Below are 23,091 nucleotides of genomic sequence, written 5' to 3' on the forward strand. Positions count from 1 at the left end.
AACTTGCCGATGTAGTCCAGGTACTGGGCATACAGCGGTTTGTTCAGGCCTAGGCGTTCCATTGCCTGAGCATGCATTTCGGGGTCGACTCGACGTTCGCCCATCATTACTTCCACGGGGTCGCCTGGAATCATGCGAATCAACGCGAAAGTCAGCAAGGTGATGCCGAAGAATGTGGGGATCAATAACCCCAATCGGCGGGCAATAAAACTAAACATCTTGTGTGGTACCTCATCAGCCGGTTAGGCGTGCCCGGCATTCCTGGGTCAGGAATGCCGGTAGTTTCTTATCTACTTCACCTGGGTGGTGGCGAAGTTATTAGTGGTGAGGGGGCTAATGTGATAGCCCTCTACATTCTTGCGCATTGCGGTAAACATGCGGGTGCGCGCCATGCTTAACTGCTTGATCCGACTACTCCACCACCATGTTCGGCCGCATCGCACTAAAATAACATCCCTAAGCAAAATTCCATCGGCGCACCCGAGATGCTTTAATGAAAAACAAAATGACTAACTACTTTACCAATTCATGTGACTCGCGACGACCGTATTGGAACTCCGCATTAACTCGAAATACTCAACTGATTCCCATGTGCAATATAGGGGCGCCGCAACACATCCAAAAGAAACTGGATGTTTATAACCAGGAATTTCCGTTGACGCCGCCCTATGAAGAATTTTTATATACCCATCATATTTTGCGAACAACTAGAAGAAAATCTCCGTACCAAATACTTCGCAATTGTTTAAGCAGAAATCTTCCTTCGTTAAAAAGGCGGGTATAAATTTACCCGCACGTTCCAGCTTAAAGCATCAAGGACGGCTGAGAAATTCTAAAATTAACGGGTTGAGGCTTTCTGCGCACTCTTCGGGCAACCAATGACCGCAACCAGGTAAGACATGGCCTTCGACATTTGTAGCATATTCTTTCAACTGATTCGCACCAAATGTCCCTAGTCCTCCGTGCCCGCCGCCCCCAATTGCCATTACCGGAATGGTCAATTTAGTTTTTGATAATTCCGTGTTCTGCATTACAGATGTATTTAAAGCACGATAATACTCAAAAGCAGCATGAAGGCTGCGTGGTTTCGCATAAGATGCCGCATACAAATTGAGCAGCGAGTCATCAAAAACTTCGGATTTTGATGCATGTTCTTTTATAAAGTGTGAGAAAAAAAACTTTTCATTTCCAGCAATTAGTTTTTCGGGAAGATTATCCCCAGCAGCAAAAAAACTGAAATGCCAGACTAATGACTCTCCATCGCGCGTGAAAGCAGGAAACTCATATATCTTACTGTCAGGAATCGGAGCCTCCATGTATATCAACCTAGCGATATCTTCCTGATGCTGAACGACCAAAGGGTATGTGTTCCAAATTCCTATATCATGAGCCACAAGATTGAAAGGCTGGCTAGGACTAAAAGTTTTCGCAAGTTTATAAATGTAGCCAGATACATCTTTGCCACTATAACCGGTTGCGGGTGGATCTGACATACCTAAACCTGGTAGATCTAGCGCCACCACAGTAAATTTTTTTGAAAGTTGTGGCATTAGCTGATGCCATTCGTACCAAGTCTGACCAAACCCATGAACTAAAACAACCAGCGGCCCCTTCCCTCCTTTGACATAATGCAACTTAATTCCATCGACCACCTTAATCTCACTTATGAACCCGTCCGGCACTGGAAATTCACTTTCAGCTAGGCTATGAGCTGAAAAGCTCAGAGCCAAACCAGCCATTAGGCATCTTGCGTAGCGTAGGATCACTTTGCCACCTCAGTTCGATCGTTTCGTTTAAAGGCCTAAATGCTCAAGCAATACCAGGCAAAAAACAAATCGCCATCCAAATTCATAAGAACAACAGAATCTTCTTATACAAACTAAATTCGGCAACTCACCTAAAATTGATTGAACTACTCTTAGCACAAGCAACTATGGATAGTTTCAAAAAAAAAACCATGAGTCAACGAATGAACCTACAGTATTTGAGAATACCAATTCTCATTTTTGATTTGGAGATGATAGAGCGCTAATATTATTGCGCTACCGCTAAGACTCCTTCTAAAAAAGTCTCATTCATAATTTGGGTTCCTAACCGAGTATTGAAGATTACATTTTGCAAAAACTACAGCTAACGGGCATTCTCAGGGACGCACCTCATCTCACCAAACTTGAGAAACCGGGCTCTCCTTTCTGAGAGGCACCACCAATTGACGAAACTCTGATTTACTGCGACTGTGGTATCTTAGTGGTCTGGTATCTCAAAGCCTATCTCATTCTTTTATTATTAGCTGTATAGCATAATTAGAGTTGAGGGAGGCCGCAAATGACTGCTAGAGCCAAATAATATTTTGAAGCCGAACAACAATTAATAACGGGAGTGACTTTATTATGAGCGTTGGCAATAAATTAACCACCGAAGACAAGTTTGAAATTTTTGAGCAGCTGAATCTTCATCAGCTTTATATCGACAATGACGCGAGCCGCAAGTCTGCGGAACTGTATACCAGCTTATATTGGCCGGATGCAAAATTTTCTGTCAATGATCTAAGGCATGTCACTTTTGAAGGATTTGAGGGACTAAAGCAGCTTTATGATTACGCTCACAGTGTGTTTCCTATTCATAAATGGAGTCACTCGCTAGGATGGTTCTCCATTACAGGAAGCGGAAGCCAAGCAAACGTTGAGTGGCGCTGGATTGTAAGTTGGAGAGAAGAAGATAAAGGTGTTGTCTCTACAGGCACATATTCTGACGTCTTCGAGAAGCGCGATGGGGAGTGGCGGTGTATCGAACGGACATCCAACATCGATCCAAATTGGCCTGCGGAGTTATTTCAGCCTTTTGTAGATGCTGAAGCTGCGACATTTAAAAGTTCTTGAACTTTTAAGCGCGATCGTGAGCGCGGGGAAAGCTGCGCTCACATTAGCGCTAATCCAAGGAGTCGACAAAGAGACAGGAAAGTCGCTAAGGATCAATTTTGTTTAATATGTTGAGATAGCGCTGCTTAGCGATCAGGAAATAACCGATCACCAACTCATACCCGAATTAGCCAGTTCAAATGCTCATCCGACGACTACCGTCACGCTTCATAGTTCCTGATTCAACCTGGACGTATTAGTTTTAAGCCCCTACCAACAGGGCAATCTTGACCATTACATTCGCTACTCCCGGTGACCTTGGGTATATCTGGAGATGAGGCTAGGAAGGAGTATTTGCCAGACGGCTCCGAACAATGTTCCAGAGAGATACTTTCATTCGAGATGGTCGTGTGGTCGGCTATAGACGCAATGGTCTGTATCATTAGGCGCTTGACTCGCTACTTAGTAGTTCACCTGCCTTAAAAACTGAATAAAAAACAGAATACCCTAGAACAATTAGCATAAATGCCCCTACCTTGACGGAATCTTTAGCTATACTTTCAAATCCAAACAAACTGGAAATAATATCGACAAAAACAAAAGACTCATTGAGCCATAGTATCCCCGTGACAAAACAAAATATTGAGAAAAATCCAAAAACCCCTTGTATCAAAACAACAGAAAGACTTCCATTATCAAGCCTTGAAACTGCCAAGTAAATTATGGCAGTCAAACCAAATAGCATACCGAACAGGGGGTTCTCGTCTTTAAAGACTAAAGTGAGCAAGGATGCAACGGCTGTAAATATTGGCCAACCCAAATGAAGTTTTGAGTTTTTTACAAACAGAGAAAGGGCACTAGAAAACAGTAAGAAAAGCACAAATGTAATATAGTACCCTATGACAAGAAAAATCTTTAATATTGCAGACAGCTCAATACCAATATCAAATTCAAAAAAAGGCACTACGTAAGTATTAGCAGAATTGAGCAGATAAAAAGCTATTACAAATGGTAACGCGAGTCCGTAATTGTAGCTTGGATGCTCACTGATAATCTTTGCTATGCCAAAACTTACCGCCATGGTAGTTCCTCAAATGGGATTCGATAGCTTCGCGTCTTTTTACGCATGCTTTTATGTGATTTTGGATAATGCTGTAACTAATATGTTTAGCCGATCCTTTTCAAAAACCGGCTATCTGAGTCAAAGCGTATTTCACTGCCATTTTGTGCTGGAGCGGAATACTTTCAATTTCAGAATTTAGAGTTTGAAGTATTTTTGCCCCACCTAGCTCTTTGGCTACCTGCTCAAGGACTAGCTTAGTATCTCCGGCCCTAGCGGCAGCAATCGCAATATCTACAATGCTCCATTTTGACCGCATAAATGTATGCGCCAAACTACGCCTCGCCAACTTGCACTTATCCCAATCAACAAATGAAAATATTGTTGAAAACAAATCGGGCGGGCTTTCTTGCGCAAGTTCCCCATAAACAATAGGGAACACGGCAGATATCAGAGGTGAGACCCAGTTCAACCGAGTAGTCTGCCAAGTATTTACCGAAGGCATCCAGGTCGCATCCATACCCTGTGGAAAAATCTCGGTATGCCGCAAAACGTTTGAACAAAGTTTCACGCTGAGTATCGTCATCTAGCAGCATATCCAGCATCGAGTCACCGTCATTACGTACTGACTCGATTTTCCATCCGACCGCATTGGAAATCGCCCCACGATCAATGTCATGGTTACCGGGTACCAGTTGCGTACTGAGTCGATCACAACCAGTACGTGCTGCTAGCTCATCTTGCCATTGACCAGCAGCTGTGTATTCCTCGGGTTGAGCAGAATAAGCAATATCGCCCGTTACAATAATACCAGTCGCATTCGCCCCCCGAGCCAACAATTCTGCTTGAACATCGTCCATAAGACGGTCTTTGGCGTCGGTATTTGTCTTTTCCCAGCCGCCATCCTTTTCCTGACCAAAGTGAATGTCTGACAGATGAATAAAAATAGCTGGCAATGCCGTTCCTCCACTGAACGTTGATCAAGATGGCATGCGAAAGGCGCATCACGGCTTGGTGACAAATCCTGTCAAGCAAAAAAATAATATCACAGTGCTATCGCTTCCGCAGGCGACAATGGCATACGCACACAATGCCCTAGGATAGATGAGCGCATTGCGTCTCTTCCGTTTTTTTGGCCAGAGAATGCCTGGGCATCTAACGCCGGCCCGCCAAACGTTACATGTGCATAACACATTACAGAATTGCAACAGGGGGTGCCGCTGCTGCCGCTGCGTAATTAGACTCAGGATGGCAGTAAGATTGCGCCATAACTGCCGCCTCATGCCTCATGCCTCATGCCTCAGTCACCAATCGCTATTTTTGCCTTTGCTTGAATTGGTAGATTCGGCTTGGCTGGAGACACCGCGTCGCCCCGACGCGCGCCGCCGTGTTTTGCCTTCCATTTGAATGATTTGTAGTGGACTGGGCCGTACCTCTTCCAACAGTGAACTCAGGCGCTCCAGTTCGCCGAGGGCGCGCATAACGGCGATCAGGTTGATCAAGGTACCTTTGCCTTGATTGAGCAGCAGGTGCAGCGTCTGACGGCTGATCGCCGCATTTTCTGCCACCGCTTCGAGACTGACATTCCTCTTCAACCGCAGCGTTTGCAGGCGTACCCCAACGGTAGCGGCGAGGAATTGATCCGTTTGGACATGAAGTCGCATAGCATCTGCTTTCCTAGACATTAATCGGCTTATTAGCACTTTACGTCAGTAATTCCAGACAATACAGTGAAACAATTTCACACGATGCCGCAACTGCAGACCGCAGTCTCCCGCACTACCTTCACCGATTTCGCTCATGAAAGGCACTGCGCGATTGCAAATCACCTGTTGTCGCCCTTGGCGTACCGCTCAGCAGCCTCGAAGCGCCCAAAACATCGCTGAGGTTTGAGAAACTTGTATTCACAAATCTCACAATTTGTCCGTTCGTTAGATAAATTCTGCCGTTTTACAGCTGTAATTACATGGCCCGTATCCCGATACGAAATCGTCCATCAAGGAGTCATTTCGACTCGGGCGGAACGTCGCGCCGCCAGTCGCCAAAAGGCGCGTTGGCGTCGACGTAGCGCATCGCCGTGTGCACGTCGCGCCAACCGACATACTCCATCAAATCTTTCGGACTCCATTGGTTGCGCGTGGCCCAAGTGGCAAACCCACGGCGCAGCGAATGGCCACTGTAGCGCTCCCCGGCGACACCGCCGCGCGTCAATGCCCGGCGTAATACCCGGGACACGCTGTACGGATGTAACGCGGTCGGGGCCAAATGGCCCCAGCGATCGAGACCACGAAACACCGGTCCAGCCTGCAATTGACTGAGCGCCAACCAGTCTTCATATGCCTGCACCGGACACAGTCGTTTTAGCGCCGGCACACTGACGGTTCGGCCCTGATGCTCTCGGTCGGTTTTGCTGCTGGAGAGAAACAGGCTTAAACCTTCACCGGGGAGCAACTGGTTGGTTTCAATCCGCAAACGACACAGATCGTCACTGCGAAACCCTCGCCAAAATCCCAGCAGCAGTAAGGCCCGATCGCGACCAGCCCGCAGGCGCACCGGCAGATCGGACGACGCCTCCTCCAACTGCAAGGCCGTCACGCACCTTTCCAATTCCTGCAGTTGCAAGGGCTCGGCCTGTCGCACCTGTCGCGGGTGCAAGGCCTGGATACCGCGTAATACATCGCGCACTTGCGGCGCTTTGGTAGGGTCGGCAAATCCGTGGTTCTGATGCCAGCGCGCCAAGGCCGCCAAATGGCCGCGCAGGGTGCTGATGGACAGCTCAGCATTCTCGGCCAGATAACGCACGATGCTGTCGCTGGATGCGGGGAGAAAACCACTCCAGCCCACTTCGTAATGGGCCAAGGCCTGCTGGTAGCGCCGCGTGGTGCTTTCGCGGCGAGCTGCCTTAAGGTAACGCTCTGCGCTCGTGGTCATACAGATGCCCTTTTCGCAACATCAACCGTGAATAGGCCAACGCCGAACCCGGATCCATCCCACATGGCGTTCAGGCAAGTCGTCCGCTATGGGCCATACTTCATCACTACCGGGAATCCTACAGGAGCTCCTGACATGGCCCGTGGTGGTATTAACAAAGCCCTGGTACTCGCCGCGCGTGATGCCCTGATGGCGCGCGGATTGAACCCCAGCATTGACCTTGTGCGGGTCGAGCTAGGGAACACTGGATCTAAAAGCACCATCCAACGATATTTAAAGGAGCTCAATACAAACAACGGCGATGAATCATCCCCACGGGCGGTGAATGAGCAAATCCTGTCCTTGGTAAACAGTCTAGCCGAGCACCTGATTCAGCACGGACAGGAAGCGGTGGCTGAAGAACGGCAGCAACTCGAACGACTGCAGGAGGGTTATATGCAAGAACTCGCGCAGCTGCGCGAACGCCTTGAACAATCGAAGGCCACTGCCTCCCTCCTGACGAACGAGCGGGAAGCGCAACGCCAGTGCGAGCGACAACTGCGTGAGCAACTGCAAGACAGTGAGGGGGAACGTCAGCAACTGCGACAACTGGTGACGGGCCAGCAGCAACTGCTAGAGGAACGGGCTAGCCAGGTGCGGTCGCTGGAGGAGAAACACCAACATACTCGAGAGGGGCTTGAGCACTATCGGCAAGAACAACTGGCTCAGCGCCGACAGGAACTGCGTAGGCACGACGAGCAAACAGAGCAGCTACGTCAGGAACTCCGCTCACTGCAAAACGCGCAGCTGATCAAACAAGAGGAATTAGTGGCCGTGTACCGCGACCAGGAACGCCTACTGAATGAACACCGCGTTCAACAGGTGACGTTGCGTCAACAGGACCAAATGTTACGCGATGCTCAGCTCGCCCATCAGGCGTTGAATGAACAGCTGCAGAAATTGACCACGGATCACGCCATCTTAAGGGGAAGGGTAAAACCGTACCTGCTTCAGCGCCGCGAGGACCGGCGGCACCTACGCGAACAAGCGCGGCAACTCGAGACATTGCAACGGTTCCTGAGCCAGCTGCCCCCCTAATTCTCGACCTGGAGGGAACCACGACATTTGTAGTGTCAGCGAGCATATACATATGGCCAGCGAAGCCCTTCGGGTTAGCAAGAGTCGACTCTCCATGAATTACATGCCTAAACCACAAACTCGCAGTACAGTCGTGGAGCGAAAGCGTGCAGCATAGAAAACCCAAACTCAGAACTGCAGACACGGTCGAGGGTGGGCGCCCTCCTTTCAGATCAATAAAAACGCCGGTTCTCAGCTTTTTGGATTGAGCGACTTCCTGTCTGTTCCAGGGGGTCGATTATTGATGTAGGGCGCAATCTGCACGAGCTTTGGATCGCGCGCCATATTGACGAGAACATAAAAGTGCCGTTTATTCCTATACTTTTGTTTACGAGATCGTTTGATGATCAACTCCACTTCCGGGGCACTCACATCAATACAAGTGACTGCAGAGTGCAAATCAAATATGCTGACCCAAATTACCTCGTTTTTCGGTTCGATGAGCAATGCATGAATCGCCCTCAACGCCTCTTCTTCCGATATGCCAACGTAGTGGCGTTGTAAGTTGCACAGCAGCTCGCGCAAATTCTTCAACCCGCGGTTAAATCGCCACACACTGCTCGGCCATGTATCGATTGGACAGAGAACACCCCGACCAATCTGACGATCAAGAACTTGAAATAACAAGACTGAAATTCCCTGCAACTCGGACGTCAAACACGACAACAATAAAATCAGTGTAAAATGCCGGCTGAGCCAATTTCGTAAAACCTCAAAGGGTGATGAGCGACTGGCCAGGATCGCGAGCAATAACGCTAGCCATCGCCAGTTACCAAATGTGCACTGCTGCAGGGATTGGAGTGAATGCGCGGTTAGTGGTCGACCATTAAACCGAACACTTTTGGCGAGTATTTCCAGGCGACTTCGTATGTGTTTTACCTTCGTATAAACGGAGTGGCTCCCAACCCTGCAATCAAGCTCGTCCAAGTCGCTCGCCGCCGACTCGAGACACCCAAGCACCATAATTAGAGGATTGAGCAGCACCAATACCAAGGAAAAAAAACGCTGACACAGTGCAGCCCGGACTACCGTGCCAACCAACGCACCGCGCAAGAATCGCCGCCACTTGGCGGTCTGGTCGTCGCTGGTCAACCCCCAATCCCGCTCGATCTGCTGGCCTAAGCGCTTAAGCGCGCATGGCTCCCGCTCAATTCCCGCAGCGGCAATCACCGCGTTTATAAAGACAATTCCGCGAATGCGATTGATCTTCTTTCGAATCGAAAGTTGAGATCTGTTTCGAAACCTTCCACTGTGGACATTCATGTAGTAGCACTACAAAAATTTACTGCCCATTTAAAACCCGATCACAAAAAATCAGTAATAACTAATCATAATTAATAAATACTAAAAAGTTTTAAAGCGGTTATGAATATTTTTCTTGTTGAAAATATTATTACGCAATGACCAATTTTTTCCGTAGAGCAAAAGTTATAAGCGTCTAGTTCGCTGGCTTGCGACGACTATTGCGAAATTTTTTCAAAAAATCATACCTAACCGTCACTGCCGCGAGCAATTGATAATCCAGTCCACTGCCACCCAGCAGTGGTAACCAGATATAGGATTTCAGGAGAACAGCAATGAAGACCATGCGGCCCCTTCATATCAACCAGCGTTTTATCTCTCCAACACTGAATCCTCGAGTACAAAAGTATTCGTTAATTGCGGCGAGGGTGGTACAGAGCGATCAGCAAAAGCGATGTGACAATTGGTCGAAGGCACACCGTCAAGAGAAAGACCAGCCGGACGCCAAAGCACCGCCTACATCCTCAGTCCGGGGGAAGTACCCAAGGCGTGCTATCGCGCAGCTGTTCAATCCTCAATGTAGCTGGGCCATCAGCTCACGCGCGAGTGCTGATTTCCTCGCCGCGGCAGTGATCAAGGTCGAGATCGGCCTCTTGGACGTGGATGTGTATGACACGGATTCCGGGCCCTGCATCCCCTGCTATATGTCAACGGTGTCGGTGGCAGACTCGCAGTACATCTTGGAGTGGCGGCTTTTTCACGGCGTAACACTCGGCCAGGCCACCCTTAAGGCGTTGAATTCGATGTTCGAACAGCGGCCGAACGCTGAGGCCATCCACGCCCGCGGTGAACCACGCTACCGTTACCGTGGTATCGATTATGAGGTGGTCTCCGCTCGTGCCGGGTGTGTTTGGTTGCGCCCGACAGGCGGCTCCGATCAGACGAAGACAATCTCCGATGCCCCAACAACGTCGCACCGTCCTCGTCGGTATTGCTCCACCCCACAGGCCAGCGCTTTCCCCGTGTTACGAACTCGAGTTTCGGCGACTGTGAAGTGGCCCGAAGAATTTCATTCCCGCCACAAATGGATAGATCGCCAACCGATATTGTTTCGCAGGCTAGTCAGGCGGCATGCCAAGACCCTACTCGGTAGCAGTGTTCGATCCACCTACCGTCAGCTGGCTGGGCTTATCCTCGCGGAAGTTGCGCACTTCAACCAATCACACTCCAGCACTGAGCAAATGAGGAGACCTTCCTGGACGACGTTGTATCGCCTTACCCGCGAACTCGATGCTTGGCGTTCCTAATCCTGGAGTATCTGCCATGACTGGTTTTAATTTGTACACCCGCTCCTACCAAACATCTAACGAAGCCAAATCCATTGAATGTGGCTCCATGATGCTACCTGTCGAGCAGACTAACGCTCTCCCTACATATTTATCCGTGGCAATTCACAGGGCATCTGGATATGCAGTGGGGTGGAACATCTCTCAGCGCGTACCTGATCATTTGACTACTCTGCAAACTATCGAGGCATCGTTAAACAGTCGGATACTTTTAGGTAGATCCGAACTGAGCTTCATCATCGATGACTCACCGGAGTTCGGGATCATCAAACAAGCGCTCCGTCGCCTCGGTCACGAATTGCAAGCGTATACGCCCGCCAATCCAATGGCAAAAGTGTGGGTTGAGCGTTTTTTCAAAAACATTAACACTGAATTTATGGGGGTCTTCGCCGGTTTAAATAGTCAAGCATCGTCGTTCACACCAAATGTGGCAACGCTGCGCCGGATATTCAGAAGCTGGCTGATCGAATACCACCACTGTTCGTTAATACACCTCAGCCGTGCGGAAGCCTTTGATTACTTCATCGCGCGCGATATCCGCAGCAACAATGCTCGCGCTTGGAAGGCGGATCTTTTCGAGACATCCATCCCAAGTCAGCCGCGCCATTGGCCTCAACGCAGCCAGGCCAACCGGGAAAACGCTGGCATTCATTCACTCGACAGCCGCTCGAACCGGCGAGTGCGCATGATCAAGGCCGTTCCAAGCCGCACAGAAGCTGCACCACATCGGGTCGGTAAAGGGCAACGGTGAGCCCTAACGTAGGTAACCGTACTGCCCCTTATAAAATCCCTGCGCTCGGCGTGCCGAGCGCAGGGATTTATGCGCAGCAAAATTTGATGACCCCGATTTCTCCCTCCGTTAATTAGGAGTCGAACGAGATGGCGATCTGTTTTCCAGCGTCACTACCACCGACGGTGTCCATACTGCCGAGAAAATCACTCACGTCGGGACAGCCCCATCGGCGGGTCACCCACTTCCCTTCCCTGAAGAACCAGGAAATGGTGGCATGCGAATCACGACTGCATGCCCGTTTCTGTGTGCACTTGGAATTCGAGCCCAAAGTCATTAGCTATGCCTCGCGTCCTTTTGCCCTGCACTTTGCAGAAGCGGAAATGACCGCGCGTCCCGATTTCGCAGCAGTGTTGGCTGATGGCCGACACGTGTACTACCAAGTGAGCCTGGCTCACGAGATTACAGATCCCCGACAGCAACACCGGTTGTGCGTGACCCGAGAATGCTTCGGCAATGCCGGTCTGATTTTCGAGCAGCTCTCTCCAGAGCTTTATCAAGTGTCCGCCCGAACCGAAACGTTAACCTATCTTTATCATCATGCCCAAGGCGCGTCATCTACGCAGGCTGCCCGCATTCGGCAGGTGCTGCGTGATGAACTGAATAGTCGTGCCACCATTCGACATTTGGTGGCAAGTGGGTTCCGCGTCAACGACATCGCCTTCGCCATTTTCTTCCGGCATATCCGCACTGACCTTCACAAACCGATCGACCTCAACTCGCTCGTGGTCGCGTATTGAAATGGACGCCTTGATAGAGCTCAAAGTGGGGGAGCACTATTTTTACTGCGGTCGCCGCTATCAGGTTTCCGATATCGCAGACAAGAACGTACAACTGCGCACGGTCGATGGACCGCCGGTAATTGTCTTTCAATCTCTTCCCACGTTAAGGCGCGCGGCGGATCAAGGTCGCTTAGTAAAAATTCAAGAAGCGCCCATTACTGTGTCTCCTGAAAAAGTCATCGCCCGACTGCCAAAAAAGGACGCCGCAAAGCTCTCAGTGCGTCTTGCCTACCTAGACTTACAGGAGCGAGAATTTGGTGGGCAGATGTCGCGGCCCAAGTTTCCCGCTTTGGTCGAAGCTGTTAAGGCCAAGATTGGTGCGCACAAGGCTCCCGGCTACTCCACCTTCAGTGAATGGAGGAAAGTGTATTTCACCGCCGGTGGAAACTGCATTGTGCTCATTCCGAACACTTACCGTCCGCACCAACGGCATTTGACACGTCAGCCTGAAGAAATCAAAGACGTGATTCGACATTACGTAAAGGAATGTCATTGGGTGCCAACACCTCTCACCAAGTCGGCGTTAATTGAATCCATCCGGCTAGCGATCAAAAACCTGAACGAATCGCGGCCTGCCAATCGACAGTACCGGGTACCGTCGTGCTCGACGCTCTACCGCATCATCAACGAACTCAATGCCTTTGAAACAGCCTGCAAACAGCATGGTCGCCGAGCCGCTATGCGCAAAAATCGATGGGGTGCGGCCTTACCGGAACCGGATTACCTATTGGAGCGTGTTGAAGCAGATACGCAGTTACTCCACCTGTTTGTCGCCGATACGCTGGGGCGCGTCATTGGAAGACCCTACGTCACGGTTTTTTTGGAAATAAGAACGCGGCGAGTGATGGGGTGGCATATATCGTTCAATCCTCCCTCACTCGACACCACACTCATTGCCCTAAAGGCCTCCATCTGCTCGGACAACCTGTATGGCGGGGTTGGCAATCTCTACATCTTTGACAATGGCCCTGACTACATCGCCAAGACGTTGCGCGATACGCTCGGAATGCTGCGTGCTGAAGTCTCTTTTTGTGAGCCGGGGGAGCCCAATCAAAAGCCGCACATTGAAGCTTTTTTCAGAACTTGGTCGACTCAAATTGTACACAGCATGCGCGGAACGACTTTTACCGGGATTGCTTCAAGAGAAGGATATGAGCCCGAGAAAAATGCCACCTACACGCTAGACGAGGTCAGAGAAGTCTTTGCAAGGTGGTTGGACAGCTACCACAACGATCACCATTCCGAACTGGGAATGTCCCCGAATGAAGCATGGGCCAAGTGCCTGAAAAACGAGTTAGAGCCACGCCGTCACTCCCAGAACGATTTGCGTCGCTACTTCTGGCGCAAGCAGATGGTCACGCCCTCCTCGCAAAATAGAGTCAGGTACTCCAATGTGCATTGGACCGGGGGCGCGGTCAGCGAGTTAGCCAAACGCCGTCCTCTCCGGAAGAAGCTTTTACTGTATTACGACCCCTGCGACTTGGCCAAAGCGTGGCTTATTCATCCTGATTATCCTGATGACATCAGAGAACTTGGACCTGTCCACAAAAACTATCAGGAAGGTTTGACCCTCCATTTTCATCAGGAAATCCACAAACGCAAACTGGAGAATCGCAGAAACCACGCCTACAGCACGGCGCTGGAAGCACGGCTACAATTTCTCTGGGAAATCAGTCAGACCAACAACAAGTCTGAACGCCTGAAACACCATCGTGCCCTGGAACGCGGTGATGTCACGCCCGGCGAGTTGTCTGTGGTTAACCAGCCAGCCCCCTCTATGCCGGCGGAAGTGCTACCCGATTTCCACGAGTACCACCCGGATACTCCCGACGAATTTTCTGTGACTAGGAAATAACATGAACGTTCAGGAAAAAAATGCCGTGCTCAAGGACTTTTCAGCGGCCGCTGTTTACTTTCCGAAGTTCGCCAAAGCGTACTCAATCGCACATAGCGCGATTGAGATGTCGATCAACACTGCATCGGCCAATGCAGCAATCATTAGCGGCCCATCAGGCGCGGGAAAAACCACCCTGTGTAAACAGTTGATTGACCAATACGATCGAAATTATCACGAAGAAACCCCTGGTGGGGCGTTCCACCGAAAGACAACCGTATACTTTGAAGTACCTGAACCCGTTACGATTCGGCAACTGGTTGAGGAAATGCTTCATAAAGTGGGAGTGAGCACTTGCAAGGGAAGCATTGCCCATCTCACCTCCATGTTGATTACACAACTCGGCACATTGGGTGTCGAAGTCGTTTTCCTTGATGAGATTCAGCGCCTGTGTCTCCCCTCTGCGGATAAAATCCGAATGCCGACCTTGGGTTGGATTGTCAGTTTTTGCAACCGTCTACAAAAGCCAGTGATGCTCGCCGGAACCGAAGAATGCCGTTACATCACGCAGTTCTCGGATGCCTTCGCAAACCGCTACCCTAATATGATCGTATTGAATTTCTTCAATTACGAACCACGAGCTGACTCTGATTATCACCGAACCTTGGAAAAACTCGATGAATTAATGCATGAACTTCGGCCAATGCAAAGCGCCGTCCATCTCCACGATGCCGATATTGCGGCGGGATTATACGTCGGCACTTCAGGCAATCTGAAGTGGCTTCGCATCCTGATCTACAGAGCTCTTGAACACTGTTTGATTCGAGATGACGGAACGGGTCTGAGACGCGAAGACTTTCTATACGCCTCCTGCCAACTCAACAGCAAACTTAACTTGCACACGAACAACCCCTTTTTGTTGGACTTGAGCCAGTCTCGCGAACTGATCCAAACATCAAAGGCCAAACTGGCTGAATGGTGGTTACCTGAATGAACGATTTGATATTTGTTCCATTTCCGCTCGATGAGGAGAGCCCCACAAGCATGCTGCGGCGCTTTGCACTTCGCCACGGCTGTGAAATTCCACAACAGCTGTGCAGCATTACAATTCCAATAAATTTTCATGCCTCGACATTGAGTAGCGAATCCCCACTGGCACAATGGATCGCGCAGCGCGCCGGCAAGTACGCTATCCGTTTTCTTGAAGGCTTTTACAAACCAATGGGGGTGCTGAAAGAAAACATGCCATTTGAGATCAATGGCACACGAGTACCTGGTCGTCTTATAAGGTTTACAGGAACGGCATACTGCTCAGAATGTTGGAGGGAGGGGCGCGAGCATATAATTAAGGACTTAAAACCCAGCCTTAACTGCCCCTACCATAATCGCCGCTATATTTTTGAGTGCCCGAACTGCAAAAAACACCTTTGGTGGATAGATCTGCTTCTAGGACAATGCTCATGCAAACATTTACTAGTCAGCGAAACATGCTCGCACGAAGATACTAAACCAGAATGTTTCATTTTGAAGTGCCTGCGGGAGAAAGACCAGGCAATCTTGGAAACATTTAAAAAAACATTGACACAGTTACAATACAAAATGGGTGCTCGACCAGATGATTTGCAAAACCGACAGATTCTCCAAGCCGCCATCTGCCTCATCTCCGGTGATGAGGCGGGCGTAGAACAATACCTTGCACGCCTTCACGCTAGTCATCCGCAACTCCCAGCCACCGTAATCAGTGCAAAGCTGTCTTTGGTCAACCTACCACTAGCCCGAAAAGTGATGACCCGTTACAACAAAATTACAAAATGGCCTTTGCCTATCCCGATGCTTGAAGGACCGCCCCCACTTTTTACCCTCAAACGCATACAAGTCAGGCAAGCAGCCGCCATCCGCGCTTGCGTTCTGAAAAAGCTGGCGGAAGAGCACGGTATCCTATGGCCGAAGCTCTCCCGAAAAGCAGACCTCAACCCAGCCCAGTTCCTGCCCTTACTTGAGCAGGCATGGGCGTGGAAGCTGCATGCCAGAAACTACTCCATTTACACTGCTGCCAATACTGATCTTGAATCCGCCTGCGAGGCTGTTCACGTAAAGCTTTTCACCTTTAAAAAACTCGTCCGTGCAGGAATGTTTCACCCGATTTCAAAGCCTAATCAAATCAAATTGATACCCAATAGCGAATTGGCTGATTTCCTCAAGAAATACGAATCAGTCGACTCACTGGCTGAACGTCTTGGGCTATCATCCCATGCAACCAGGGTACTTCTTAGCCGTCATCATGTTCGGCCTTTTGACATACTAAAATCTCGCACCCCCACCATTTTCGCGCGAGAAGATACAGATCGAATACTCGCCCATCACACTCACGTAAAACCATATGCTCAAAAAAGAACTAGAACAGATCACTTAGAATTTGTTCAGAAAAAGGACCTAAAATATTTCAGCTCTTGCAGCGTTGTGGCGGAGCAATTGAGGCTGCAGACATCTACAGTCAGGGAATATGTAAAGGCTGGTGTTTTTTCGATTAAACGCTGCAATAAAAGCATTCTCATACCCAATACTGAGATTGACACCTTTCACGAAAGGTATATCTCCGCCGAGGAATATGCCGGCTTACTCGGCGTGTCACGATGCATGGCTACCCAAACCTTAATAGAATTTGGTTTGTGCCCTATAGCTGAATGGCGTTTCAACCGCTGTCATTCGCCTCTGTTTCTACGAAAAGAAGTCGAAGAGCGTATAACCGGTCATAAAGCGGAGGAAAAAACGACACTACCAATACGAGAAGCGCGATGTGCACTTGGCTTATCAGACATTACCGTTAGACACTTAATCAAAATAGGCGACCTTGCCGTCGACAACGATGCTAAACCAATATTATTTGCGAGCACGGAGAAGGTAAAAAATTTCTACTCCACTCATGCCAATTCCGTTACCGTCTCGCAATTGTGCAACATCCCGATGAGGACTCTGCAATCTTCGTTAAAAAAAATTGGAATTATTCCTGTCTGCGGCCCGGTCATCAATGGCAGCCCTGAAACTTTATATAGGCTGGCAGACCTTATTGGTCATGACGTGAAAGTCCCGAACCACACCGACCGCCCCACGTTCTCCAAAGTCACTCGAAATCAAGAAATAATCGCTGCGCAGCTCCGCGAACTTATCCCGTTCACAACAATATTGAAAAAATATAATATCTCCAAGCTTGGAATTACTAAAATATTCGTCAACACCGGCTTTATGGCACCGATCTCTATTGGCACAGAGAAATACCTCAGTGCCTTCGATGCAAAAAAAGTCTCAAAAATTCTTGATCAAAACTATACACCTTCGATGATTGACAAGATGCTCAATACTCGTGGGTATGCTCGGGCACTCTGTAAGCAAGGAAAATTACGCCAAGCACGTAATCTTCCAAAGGAGTTGAGCGGGCAAATATTAATTACCAGACGATCAATGAAAGAGTTCTTGGGCTCTCTTCCACGTCGGGTAACCTGCGAGGCTTCCCAAAGATGAAGTCTCAGCCCCATTGACCACAGGTTTGCATTTACTCTGCCCTTCGGATGGGATTTGATCAGAACACGAAAGATTGGTCGAAATCGGATATGGCCATTTATGCGAGTAAGACTCCCAGGCGTAAATAACGAAAACTTCGAGCGCCTTTGCTGACTGATCATCATCGACAGGCTTTACCCCCCCTTCGGCCATTCAACCCGCACTGCGAAATTGCGCTCTATTTGACAACCCGTTTACATTGGGCCTGACCAGCGATTGCATCGGATTTGACCAACACGCGTTGCAACCATGATCAGAAGAGAAAGGCCACTTTTTGCCTTTCGCGAAGAACAACAAAGGGTTGTTTCCGGACCCAGCGCTACAGGTCAAGATCCGCCGAAAAGTCACTCAGGTCTTTTCTCTTAAAAGAGATTCATCGCTGGCTACATAGTGATACTCATGTGGGCACAGTCTGCCGCCCGGACCAAATAGGAGATTGGCTGTGAAGCATTCTAGGTACGTGAGGGCTTCCAGCTGGACATGGCATTCGTAAAAGGTACGTCGGCCGTCTAGGACCCTAGCTCGGTTTTTCAGGCACAGCTTGACCAGCTCAGCCAGCATGTAGCCGCGAATGTCGTACCGCGCGTCGACTGCCTTAATTACTGTCGCGTAACAAGAATGGAAGCTCAGCCCATATTTACGGGGGCTATGGAATGGTTTTCGATCGCTCACATTTCGCGCTCCTTCAAACTTTTCAACAACCGTATAAAGCCTGCCATACCATTAAAAATGGAATAATTGATCTGCGTGCCACCCTCAAAATGAAGAAAAAGTTGGAAAAATCATCAGAAATGAAGATTTTGTTTGGTAGCTCAAGAAAATCTTTATGATCAATGCTGCCTAAAAGGAAAATGCAGTTTGCGTAAGCTAGATCGAGAGCTCGGCCGTTTGGGAGAGGCAGCTATCCACCAAGCCCTCACAAATGGTCCTTCGAGACCGCCAAATTGTATAATCTCTCACAAACGAGAGTCCGATAGATGATCAGCCCGGAGAAACCTGGTCCAGCCGTTTTTGACACAACGGGTTCTGGTCCAGCTTTTTTGAAAAAAACGTCTCATATCGGTTGAATTTTTTTTTAAAAATCAACGTCACCAGTTCCGATGTCAGCGAAAAAAAAGGTCAATCAATCTCAAACCTCAATAAAAATAAGCCTCGCAATTGCGGGGCTTTTTTGAGTTCTCAGATAAAAGAAGAGGAAACATATGGAACAGGATCCGTCTTTGTACATAAAAACAATTGAGTCAATACTGTCCTTTCTCGACAAAAATATCTGGCCGTTAATAATTTTAGCGATCGTCATCATCACACGAAAAAGCCTCGCAAGTTCTATTGAGCGACTCATAAAACTAAGCTTTTCATTTGCTGGTGCAAGTGGCGCAATAGAAGCTGCCTCTCCAGTCGCACAAACAACTAAACCGACACAAACACACGCAGACGTTAAAGAACCAGTAGAGCGTACTCAAGAGCCCATCTTAGTGGAAAATCCAGCCCCTAAAAAAGACTCATGGATTTCTCAAGTATTTGATGCATTTGAAAGCAAAGACTCTAATTCTGCCAATCAATTATTTGAAGGAGCTCAGCGAGCTGAAACAGATAAAGATAGACGACGAGAAAACGAAGCAATCTATCTCTACATATCCTTTACCAAAGGTAACGATCAATCCTCATTAGAAAAACTAGAGCAACTTTACAAGCAAAGCGAAAATGACCAACAGATAAAAAACTGTGCTAGCTGGCTATCCGCAATATATATCGACTCAAACGACCATAAAAAAGACAAACAACTTTTCGAAGATGCAATTTCTCGAACAAAGGGCCAGTCAAACATAACCGGACTAACCATAAAACTTTCTTCAGCCTTAATAAATCTTGGGGAGTCCGACAAGAGCCTAAAAATACTGGAACATCGACTTAGCATCATTACCGACGAGAGTGAAAAAGGGTCACTCTATGAAGCGATAGCACATGTCTACAAGGAAATAGGTAATACAGATGCTCAAGCGATAGCCTTGGAAAAGTCCGTTGAATACTCCCCGGGCAATAGAGAAAGGCTGTTCAACGCAGCGTATGCTCAAAGCAATGAGAACATGGACTTGTTATCAGTAAAAAATTATTTGACATTACTTAACCTTGACCCAAACCATGCTACAGCCCTGAACAATCTAGCGGTCGCCGCCTCGGAACTAAAGTTACCTGGAAAGCAGGTTGAATTACTGGATAAATCCAAGAATAAAGGTTCTACATTAGCCATGTCTAATCTGGCCAATATTTACATCGAAAGCGGGTTGTACGATGAGGCAGAATCGATTCTAAATGAAGCTAGGAAGTCCGAGGATCCGCATGAAAATGTCGGAACCTCACTATATAATCTCAAGGCCAAAATAGCGAAAGAACAAGAAAGCTGGATCACCGCTATAAAAGATGCTGAAAATATTCAACGTAACATCCGACTTTATGGAGAGGCATACTTCGATACCACACAACAAAAGGAGTGGGCCACCACATGGAAAATCAACAACAAAACAGAAACCACCTTTTTAGTACACGACAATGTAATAAGCGCAGAATGGCTTACCATAGAAACAAACTTCACCACTGAAACAACTTACACAAACAAGCTTACCGGAACAATACACAACCGTAGCGCAAAGTTTCTACACACAAAGAAAAACACTAACAAAAATACAAAAGCCACTTTACTTGGATTAAGCCAGGACAAAAGCACATCTCTCCTCGCTTACATTACTAGTGACGGATCGAAAATCAACTTATTTACGACCACCGATGAAAACAAAGCAAGCATGACACTCTATAGAATTCTAAAAAACCAAACCAACAATACAGCCGAACATTAAATCGCATCACCCAACAAACAAGAACAGCTTTAGCAAGCCGCCATTAACAGATCAATTAAGTTTACGCCTAGTTTTAATAGGCAAGCACGATAGATACTTACGCTTTAAATCGAAACCTTTGATTATTTTGAAAAAAACCAGCAACCCGACAAGTTTACTGCTTCGCCTTATCAAAAGTTCTCTTTGAAAAATCAATGCATCCACTTACGCCCGGTTACATCACCGAAGATCTCTAACTGGACAACTGTGTCGCATACCAATACTCTCGCAATCTGGTGCCTAAGAAACACCTCACACAGCGGACTGACCGCACCCGACAGAAGCGGCTTTTTTGTGCCTACGGTTTCTTCGTGGGCATCAAAAAATCTCTGTTATGCCGGGAGTGGGCTAATACAAGACCCGAAAGGGAAATATGTCCGGCCCTCTGTGTGGGGTTTCTTAACTCCCGGCACCCAGCCCTAAGAAAGCTGACATCACACAGAGGTAAAGGATATGCCTAAAAATCTCCCCTTCTCTCCGAAGGAAATCCGCGTTAGCTACTTCAATTTCCATGCGCTTCCATCCCTGGAGGCTTGTCATGTCTGACCCCTACACCCCCACCGTCTTCATTCGCCAAAACCTCGACCTTCACGCCCTCCTCTTAGAAAACCAGCCATGGTTCTGCGCCCGAGATCTGGGGCGTTTGATGGGTTTCCATCTAAGCGATCGCGTAGTCAGCAAACTGGATGAAGATCAGCGGCACACCTTGCTGATCGACTACCACGGACAACCGGAAAGGCGGTTGATGCTCAGCGAGTCCGGCGTGTATGCGTTATTGGTGTATCACTACGCGCCGGGGCATCAGTTGTTGCGTGAGTGGTTGACTCATCAAGTGGTGCCAGCCTTGCGCGATGCGGCGCCGTCGAAGAATGCGGATCGACCGATGTTGAGTTTGTTGGATTGGCCAGAGATGTCGCTGAGTTTGTTGCATTGGCAGGATGAAGGCTGGATTCGGCTGCGGGACATGCCTTATCTGTTGCTGAATCGCACGCGGCGGCGGGTGCCGGTGGTTAAGCCTTGGTGGCGAAAGGTTTTGGAGTCCTTTCAATCGTCGAAGCATTCGGTGGGTTAGCGCAGCGGTGTCTTTGTAGGAATAGATTGAGCGATACGTCGGTCTTTTCTGTAGGAATTTTCGTAGACGTCGTAATGGCCACTCAGTATCGTCCGAGGGTTTTCAACCCTCGGCGATTGTATGGACACTCCAAAAGAAAGAACTGGCTGGGATGACCGAGAGCTAGAGGCTTCGGTTGATGCTTACCTAAAGATGCTGAGTCTCGAATTGAGCAATCAACCGATAAAAAAGGCTGACGAGAATCGTCTTTTGCGCGAAGGACCGTTGAGCAAGCGCAGTGCTTCATCGGTTGAGTACCGCATGCAAAACATTTCGGCCGTAATGGCGCAAATGGGTCTGAGACACATTGATGGCTATGTACCTGCAAAGAACGTCGGCACCGGAATCAGCAGCCGGGTTCGAAAAATACTTGCCGAGAAAAATGTCGACCGCTTCCGTCTTACACCCGAGCCAGCGAACCAGCAGGTTACTTATAGGCTGTTAGAGGCTGCCCCACACCATGCTGACGACGTGCCGGAAGGAATTCTGAATCCCACACAAATCAGTACCGCAACGATTAGGTATGCACGGGCGAAGAAGATCTCCGATTGGATATTGAAACAATCCGAAGGCCAATGCGAAGGATGCAAGCAAAAAGCTCCTTTTCTGCGCTCTGACGGATTGCCTTACCTTGAAGTCCATCATGTTAAGCATTTGGCCAAGAAAGGCTCGGATCGTCCGAAGAACGCCGTGGCGTTATGCCCTAATTGTCATAGACGTTGTCACTACTCAAGCGATAGGGATGAGTTTACTGCTTGGCTTTATGACAACGTCGCACGGCTGAGACGTGAGTAATCGAGCTGAATGCAATTCGTGGCGAGGGAGCTTGCTCCCGTTCGGCTGCGAAGCAGTCGCCCAGCAAACAACTTGATCTGTCTGATGCACCGCGCTTGCCAGGTTTGGGTCTGCTGCGCAGCCCAGCGGGAGCAAGCTCCCTCGCCACAGTTATCGTGTTGCTACTGAGTCAGCGCGAGGTAGATTGACTGAGTTGATGCTGGGAATCGCGAGCAGGCTCGCTCCCACAGGTTTGGTGTGTTGCCGCAGATTTTGCGGTGTGTTGAAAACATTCAGTGCAACCCGCCCCGCCTCCCGCTATTAATACCCTTCCCCACTCAAGGACCCGAGCCCGCCATGAAATTCGACCTCGCCTACTGCCTCAGCCTCGACGACAAGTTGTCGATCTATGATGTGCGCGATTTGAATTTCGACGAGACCATGGAGTTCGATTCCGCTAAGGAACACTTCCAATGTCCCAGTGACGCCTGCAGGGCGGCCTTCGATGGGTTGAATGTGTTGACCACGTTCAACGCCAAAAACGTGAACTACGTTCGCACCCCGCACTTCAAGAACACGCCCAGCACCCGGCATGTGGCGGATTGTCCTTATGTCAGTCTCAAGGCGTCGGTGTCAGGTGTGGACGCGGACGGTGCGGAATCGGATGACAGTCGCGAGGAGCATTTCCCGTCGGAGTTGTTGCTGACTCGGCGTGAGTATGTGCGTAAGCCGTCGAACCCGGCGGTGGCGGCGGATGTGGTGCGGGACGATCCGACGCCAACCACTGAGGCTAGC

At 48.9% G+C, this 23,091-nt stretch carries 16 protein-coding genes and 2 pseudogenes; 11 read left to right on the plus strand and 7 right to left on the minus strand.

Annotated elements, in window-relative coordinates; all coding sequences use genetic code 11:
- Window positions 1–218, minus strand: a pseudogene (locus K0F88_RS13860) (peptide ABC transporter permease); the annotation flags it as partial.
- A 594-nt stretch (window positions 219–812) separates the two neighbouring features.
- On the minus strand, window positions 813–1,739 hold the full coding sequence (locus K0F88_RS13865; RefSeq protein ID WP_219095410.1) for an alpha/beta fold hydrolase: 927 nt from the start codon (window positions 1,737–1,739) through the stop codon (window positions 813–815).
- Between the two features lie 651 nt (window positions 1,740–2,390).
- On the opposite strand from K0F88_RS13865, the gene K0F88_RS13870 reads away from it, so the two are divergent.
- Window positions 2,391–2,879, plus strand: coding sequence for a nuclear transport factor 2 family protein (locus tag K0F88_RS13870; protein ID WP_219095411.1), 489 nt, complete (start codon window positions 2,391–2,393; stop codon window positions 2,877–2,879).
- A 421-nt stretch (window positions 2,880–3,300) separates the two neighbouring features.
- On the opposite strand, the gene K0F88_RS13875 is transcribed toward K0F88_RS13870, so the two are convergent.
- The 4 genes from K0F88_RS13875 to K0F88_RS13890 all read right to left on the minus strand — a co-directional run bounded on the left by K0F88_RS13875 (window position 3,301) and on the right by K0F88_RS13890 (window position 6,849).
- Window positions 3,301–3,939 (minus strand): hypothetical protein, encoded by a 639-nt coding sequence (locus tag K0F88_RS13875; protein ID WP_219095412.1) that lies wholly within the window; start codon window positions 3,937–3,939, stop codon window positions 3,301–3,303.
- A gap of 344 nt (window positions 3,940–4,283) precedes the next feature.
- A complete protein-coding gene (locus tag K0F88_RS13880; protein WP_219095413.1) occupies window positions 4,284–4,874 on the minus strand; it encodes a metallophosphoesterase in 591 nt (196 codons plus the stop codon).
- Window positions 4,875–5,222: 348 nt separating this feature from the next.
- The gene (locus K0F88_RS13885) at window positions 5,223–5,582 is read right to left on the minus strand and encodes a helix-turn-helix transcriptional regulator (RefSeq protein WP_219095414.1); all 360 of its coding nucleotides are present in this window, start codon (window positions 5,580–5,582) and stop codon (window positions 5,223–5,225) included.
- Window positions 5,583–5,922: 340 nt separating this feature from the next.
- Entirely contained in the window at window positions 5,923–6,849 is a 927-nt protein-coding gene (locus K0F88_RS13890) for a site-specific integrase (RefSeq protein WP_219095415.1), read from the minus strand.
- 135 nt (window positions 6,850–6,984) lie between these two features.
- On the opposite strand from K0F88_RS13890, the gene K0F88_RS13895 reads away from it, so the two are divergent.
- Window positions 6,985–7,926, plus strand: coding sequence for a DNA-binding protein (locus tag K0F88_RS13895; protein WP_219095416.1), 942 nt, complete (start codon window positions 6,985–6,987; stop codon window positions 7,924–7,926).
- 231 nt (window positions 7,927–8,157) lie between these two features.
- Here the strand turns inward: K0F88_RS13895 and K0F88_RS13900 are convergent, their stop codons facing one another.
- Window positions 8,158–9,228: a hypothetical protein gene (locus K0F88_RS13900; RefSeq protein WP_219095417.1), complete on the minus strand. Its 1,071-nt coding sequence runs from the start codon at window positions 9,226–9,228 to the stop codon at window positions 8,158–8,160.
- 1,302 nt (window positions 9,229–10,530) lie between these two features.
- On the opposite strand from K0F88_RS13900, the gene K0F88_RS13905 reads away from it, so the two are divergent.
- From K0F88_RS13905 to K0F88_RS32380, 9 genes and pseudogenes are all read left to right on the plus strand, one after another.
- Window positions 10,531–11,304 (plus strand): hypothetical protein, encoded by a 774-nt coding sequence (locus tag K0F88_RS13905; protein WP_219095418.1) that lies wholly within the window; start codon window positions 10,531–10,533, stop codon window positions 11,302–11,304.
- Between the two features lie 128 nt (window positions 11,305–11,432).
- On the plus strand, window positions 11,433–12,083 hold the full coding sequence (locus tag K0F88_RS13910) for a hypothetical protein (protein ID WP_219095419.1): 651 nt from the start codon (window positions 11,433–11,435) through the stop codon (window positions 12,081–12,083).
- A 1-nt stretch (window position 12,084) separates the two neighbouring features.
- On the plus strand, window positions 12,085–13,980 hold the full coding sequence (locus tag K0F88_RS13915) for a transposase (RefSeq protein WP_219095420.1): 1,896 nt from the start codon (window positions 12,085–12,087) through the stop codon (window positions 13,978–13,980).
- A 1-nt stretch (window position 13,981) separates the two neighbouring features.
- Complete coding sequence (locus K0F88_RS13920; protein ID WP_219095421.1) at window positions 13,982–14,953, plus strand: ATP-binding protein; 972 nt, start codon at window positions 13,982–13,984, stop codon at window positions 14,951–14,953.
- Entirely contained in the window at window positions 14,950–17,478 is a 2,529-nt protein-coding gene (locus tag K0F88_RS13925; protein WP_219095422.1) for a TniQ family protein, read from the plus strand. The genes K0F88_RS13920 and K0F88_RS13925 overlap by 4 nt, the downstream gene beginning before the upstream one ends.
- A gap of 1,241 nt (window positions 17,479–18,719) precedes the next feature.
- Window positions 18,720–20,372 (plus strand): tetratricopeptide repeat protein, encoded by a 1,653-nt coding sequence (locus tag K0F88_RS13930; protein WP_219095423.1) that lies wholly within the window; start codon window positions 18,720–18,722, stop codon window positions 20,370–20,372.
- A gap of 577 nt (window positions 20,373–20,949) precedes the next feature.
- Window positions 20,950–21,483 (plus strand): Bro-N domain-containing protein, encoded by a 534-nt coding sequence (locus K0F88_RS13935; RefSeq protein ID WP_094471093.1) that lies wholly within the window; start codon window positions 20,950–20,952, stop codon window positions 21,481–21,483.
- A gap of 120 nt (window positions 21,484–21,603) precedes the next feature.
- The gene (locus K0F88_RS13940) at window positions 21,604–22,317 is read left to right on the plus strand and encodes an HNH endonuclease signature motif containing protein (RefSeq protein ID WP_219095424.1); all 714 of its coding nucleotides are present in this window, start codon (window positions 21,604–21,606) and stop codon (window positions 22,315–22,317) included.
- A gap of 336 nt (window positions 22,318–22,653) precedes the next feature.
- Window positions 22,654–23,091: pseudogene (locus K0F88_RS32380) on the plus strand (hypothetical protein); the annotation flags it as partial.

Origin of the sequence: Pseudomonas sp. UMAB-40 (genome assembly GCF_900095275.1) — a bacterium.
Classification (GTDB): Bacteria; Pseudomonadota; Gammaproteobacteria; order Pseudomonadales; family Pseudomonadaceae; genus Aquipseudomonas; species Aquipseudomonas mandelii_B.

Coding starts and splice junctions, on each gene's coding strand:
- K0F88_RS13865 (WP_219095410.1), bottom strand. CDS start 1,739: ATGGCTGGTTTGGCTCTGAGCTTTTCAGCTCATAGCCTAGCTGAAAGT.
- K0F88_RS13890 (WP_219095415.1), bottom strand. CDS start 6,849: ATGACCACGAGCGCAGAGCGTTACCTTAAGGCAGCTCGCCGCGAAAGC.
- K0F88_RS13900 (WP_219095417.1), bottom strand. CDS start 9,228: ATGAATGTCCACAGTGGAAGGTTTCGAAACAGATCTCAACTTTCGATT.
- K0F88_RS13885 (WP_219095414.1), bottom strand. CDS start 5,582: ATGCGACTTCATGTCCAAACGGATCAATTCCTCGCCGCTACCGTTGGG.
- K0F88_RS13910 (WP_219095419.1), top strand. CDS start 11,433: ATGGCGATCTGTTTTCCAGCGTCACTACCACCGACGGTGTCCATACTG.
- K0F88_RS13930 (WP_219095423.1), top strand. CDS start 18,720: ATGGAACAGGATCCGTCTTTGTACATAAAAACAATTGAGTCAATACTG.
- K0F88_RS13895 (WP_219095416.1), top strand. CDS start 6,985: ATGGCCCGTGGTGGTATTAACAAAGCCCTGGTACTCGCCGCGCGTGAT.
- K0F88_RS13920 (WP_219095421.1), top strand. CDS start 13,982: ATGAACGTTCAGGAAAAAAATGCCGTGCTCAAGGACTTTTCAGCGGCC.
- K0F88_RS13905 (WP_219095418.1), top strand. CDS start 10,531: ATGACTGGTTTTAATTTGTACACCCGCTCCTACCAAACATCTAACGAA.
- K0F88_RS13925 (WP_219095422.1), top strand. CDS start 14,950: ATGAACGATTTGATATTTGTTCCATTTCCGCTCGATGAGGAGAGCCCC.
- K0F88_RS13935 (WP_094471093.1), top strand. CDS start 20,950: ATGTCTGACCCCTACACCCCCACCGTCTTCATTCGCCAAAACCTCGAC.
- K0F88_RS13875 (WP_219095412.1), bottom strand. CDS start 3,939: ATGGCGGTAAGTTTTGGCATAGCAAAGATTATCAGTGAGCATCCAAGC.
- K0F88_RS13940 (WP_219095424.1), top strand. CDS start 21,604: ATGGACACTCCAAAAGAAAGAACTGGCTGGGATGACCGAGAGCTAGAG.
- K0F88_RS13915 (WP_219095420.1), top strand. CDS start 12,085: ATGGACGCCTTGATAGAGCTCAAAGTGGGGGAGCACTATTTTTACTGC.
- K0F88_RS13870 (WP_219095411.1), top strand. CDS start 2,391: ATGAGCGTTGGCAATAAATTAACCACCGAAGACAAGTTTGAAATTTTT.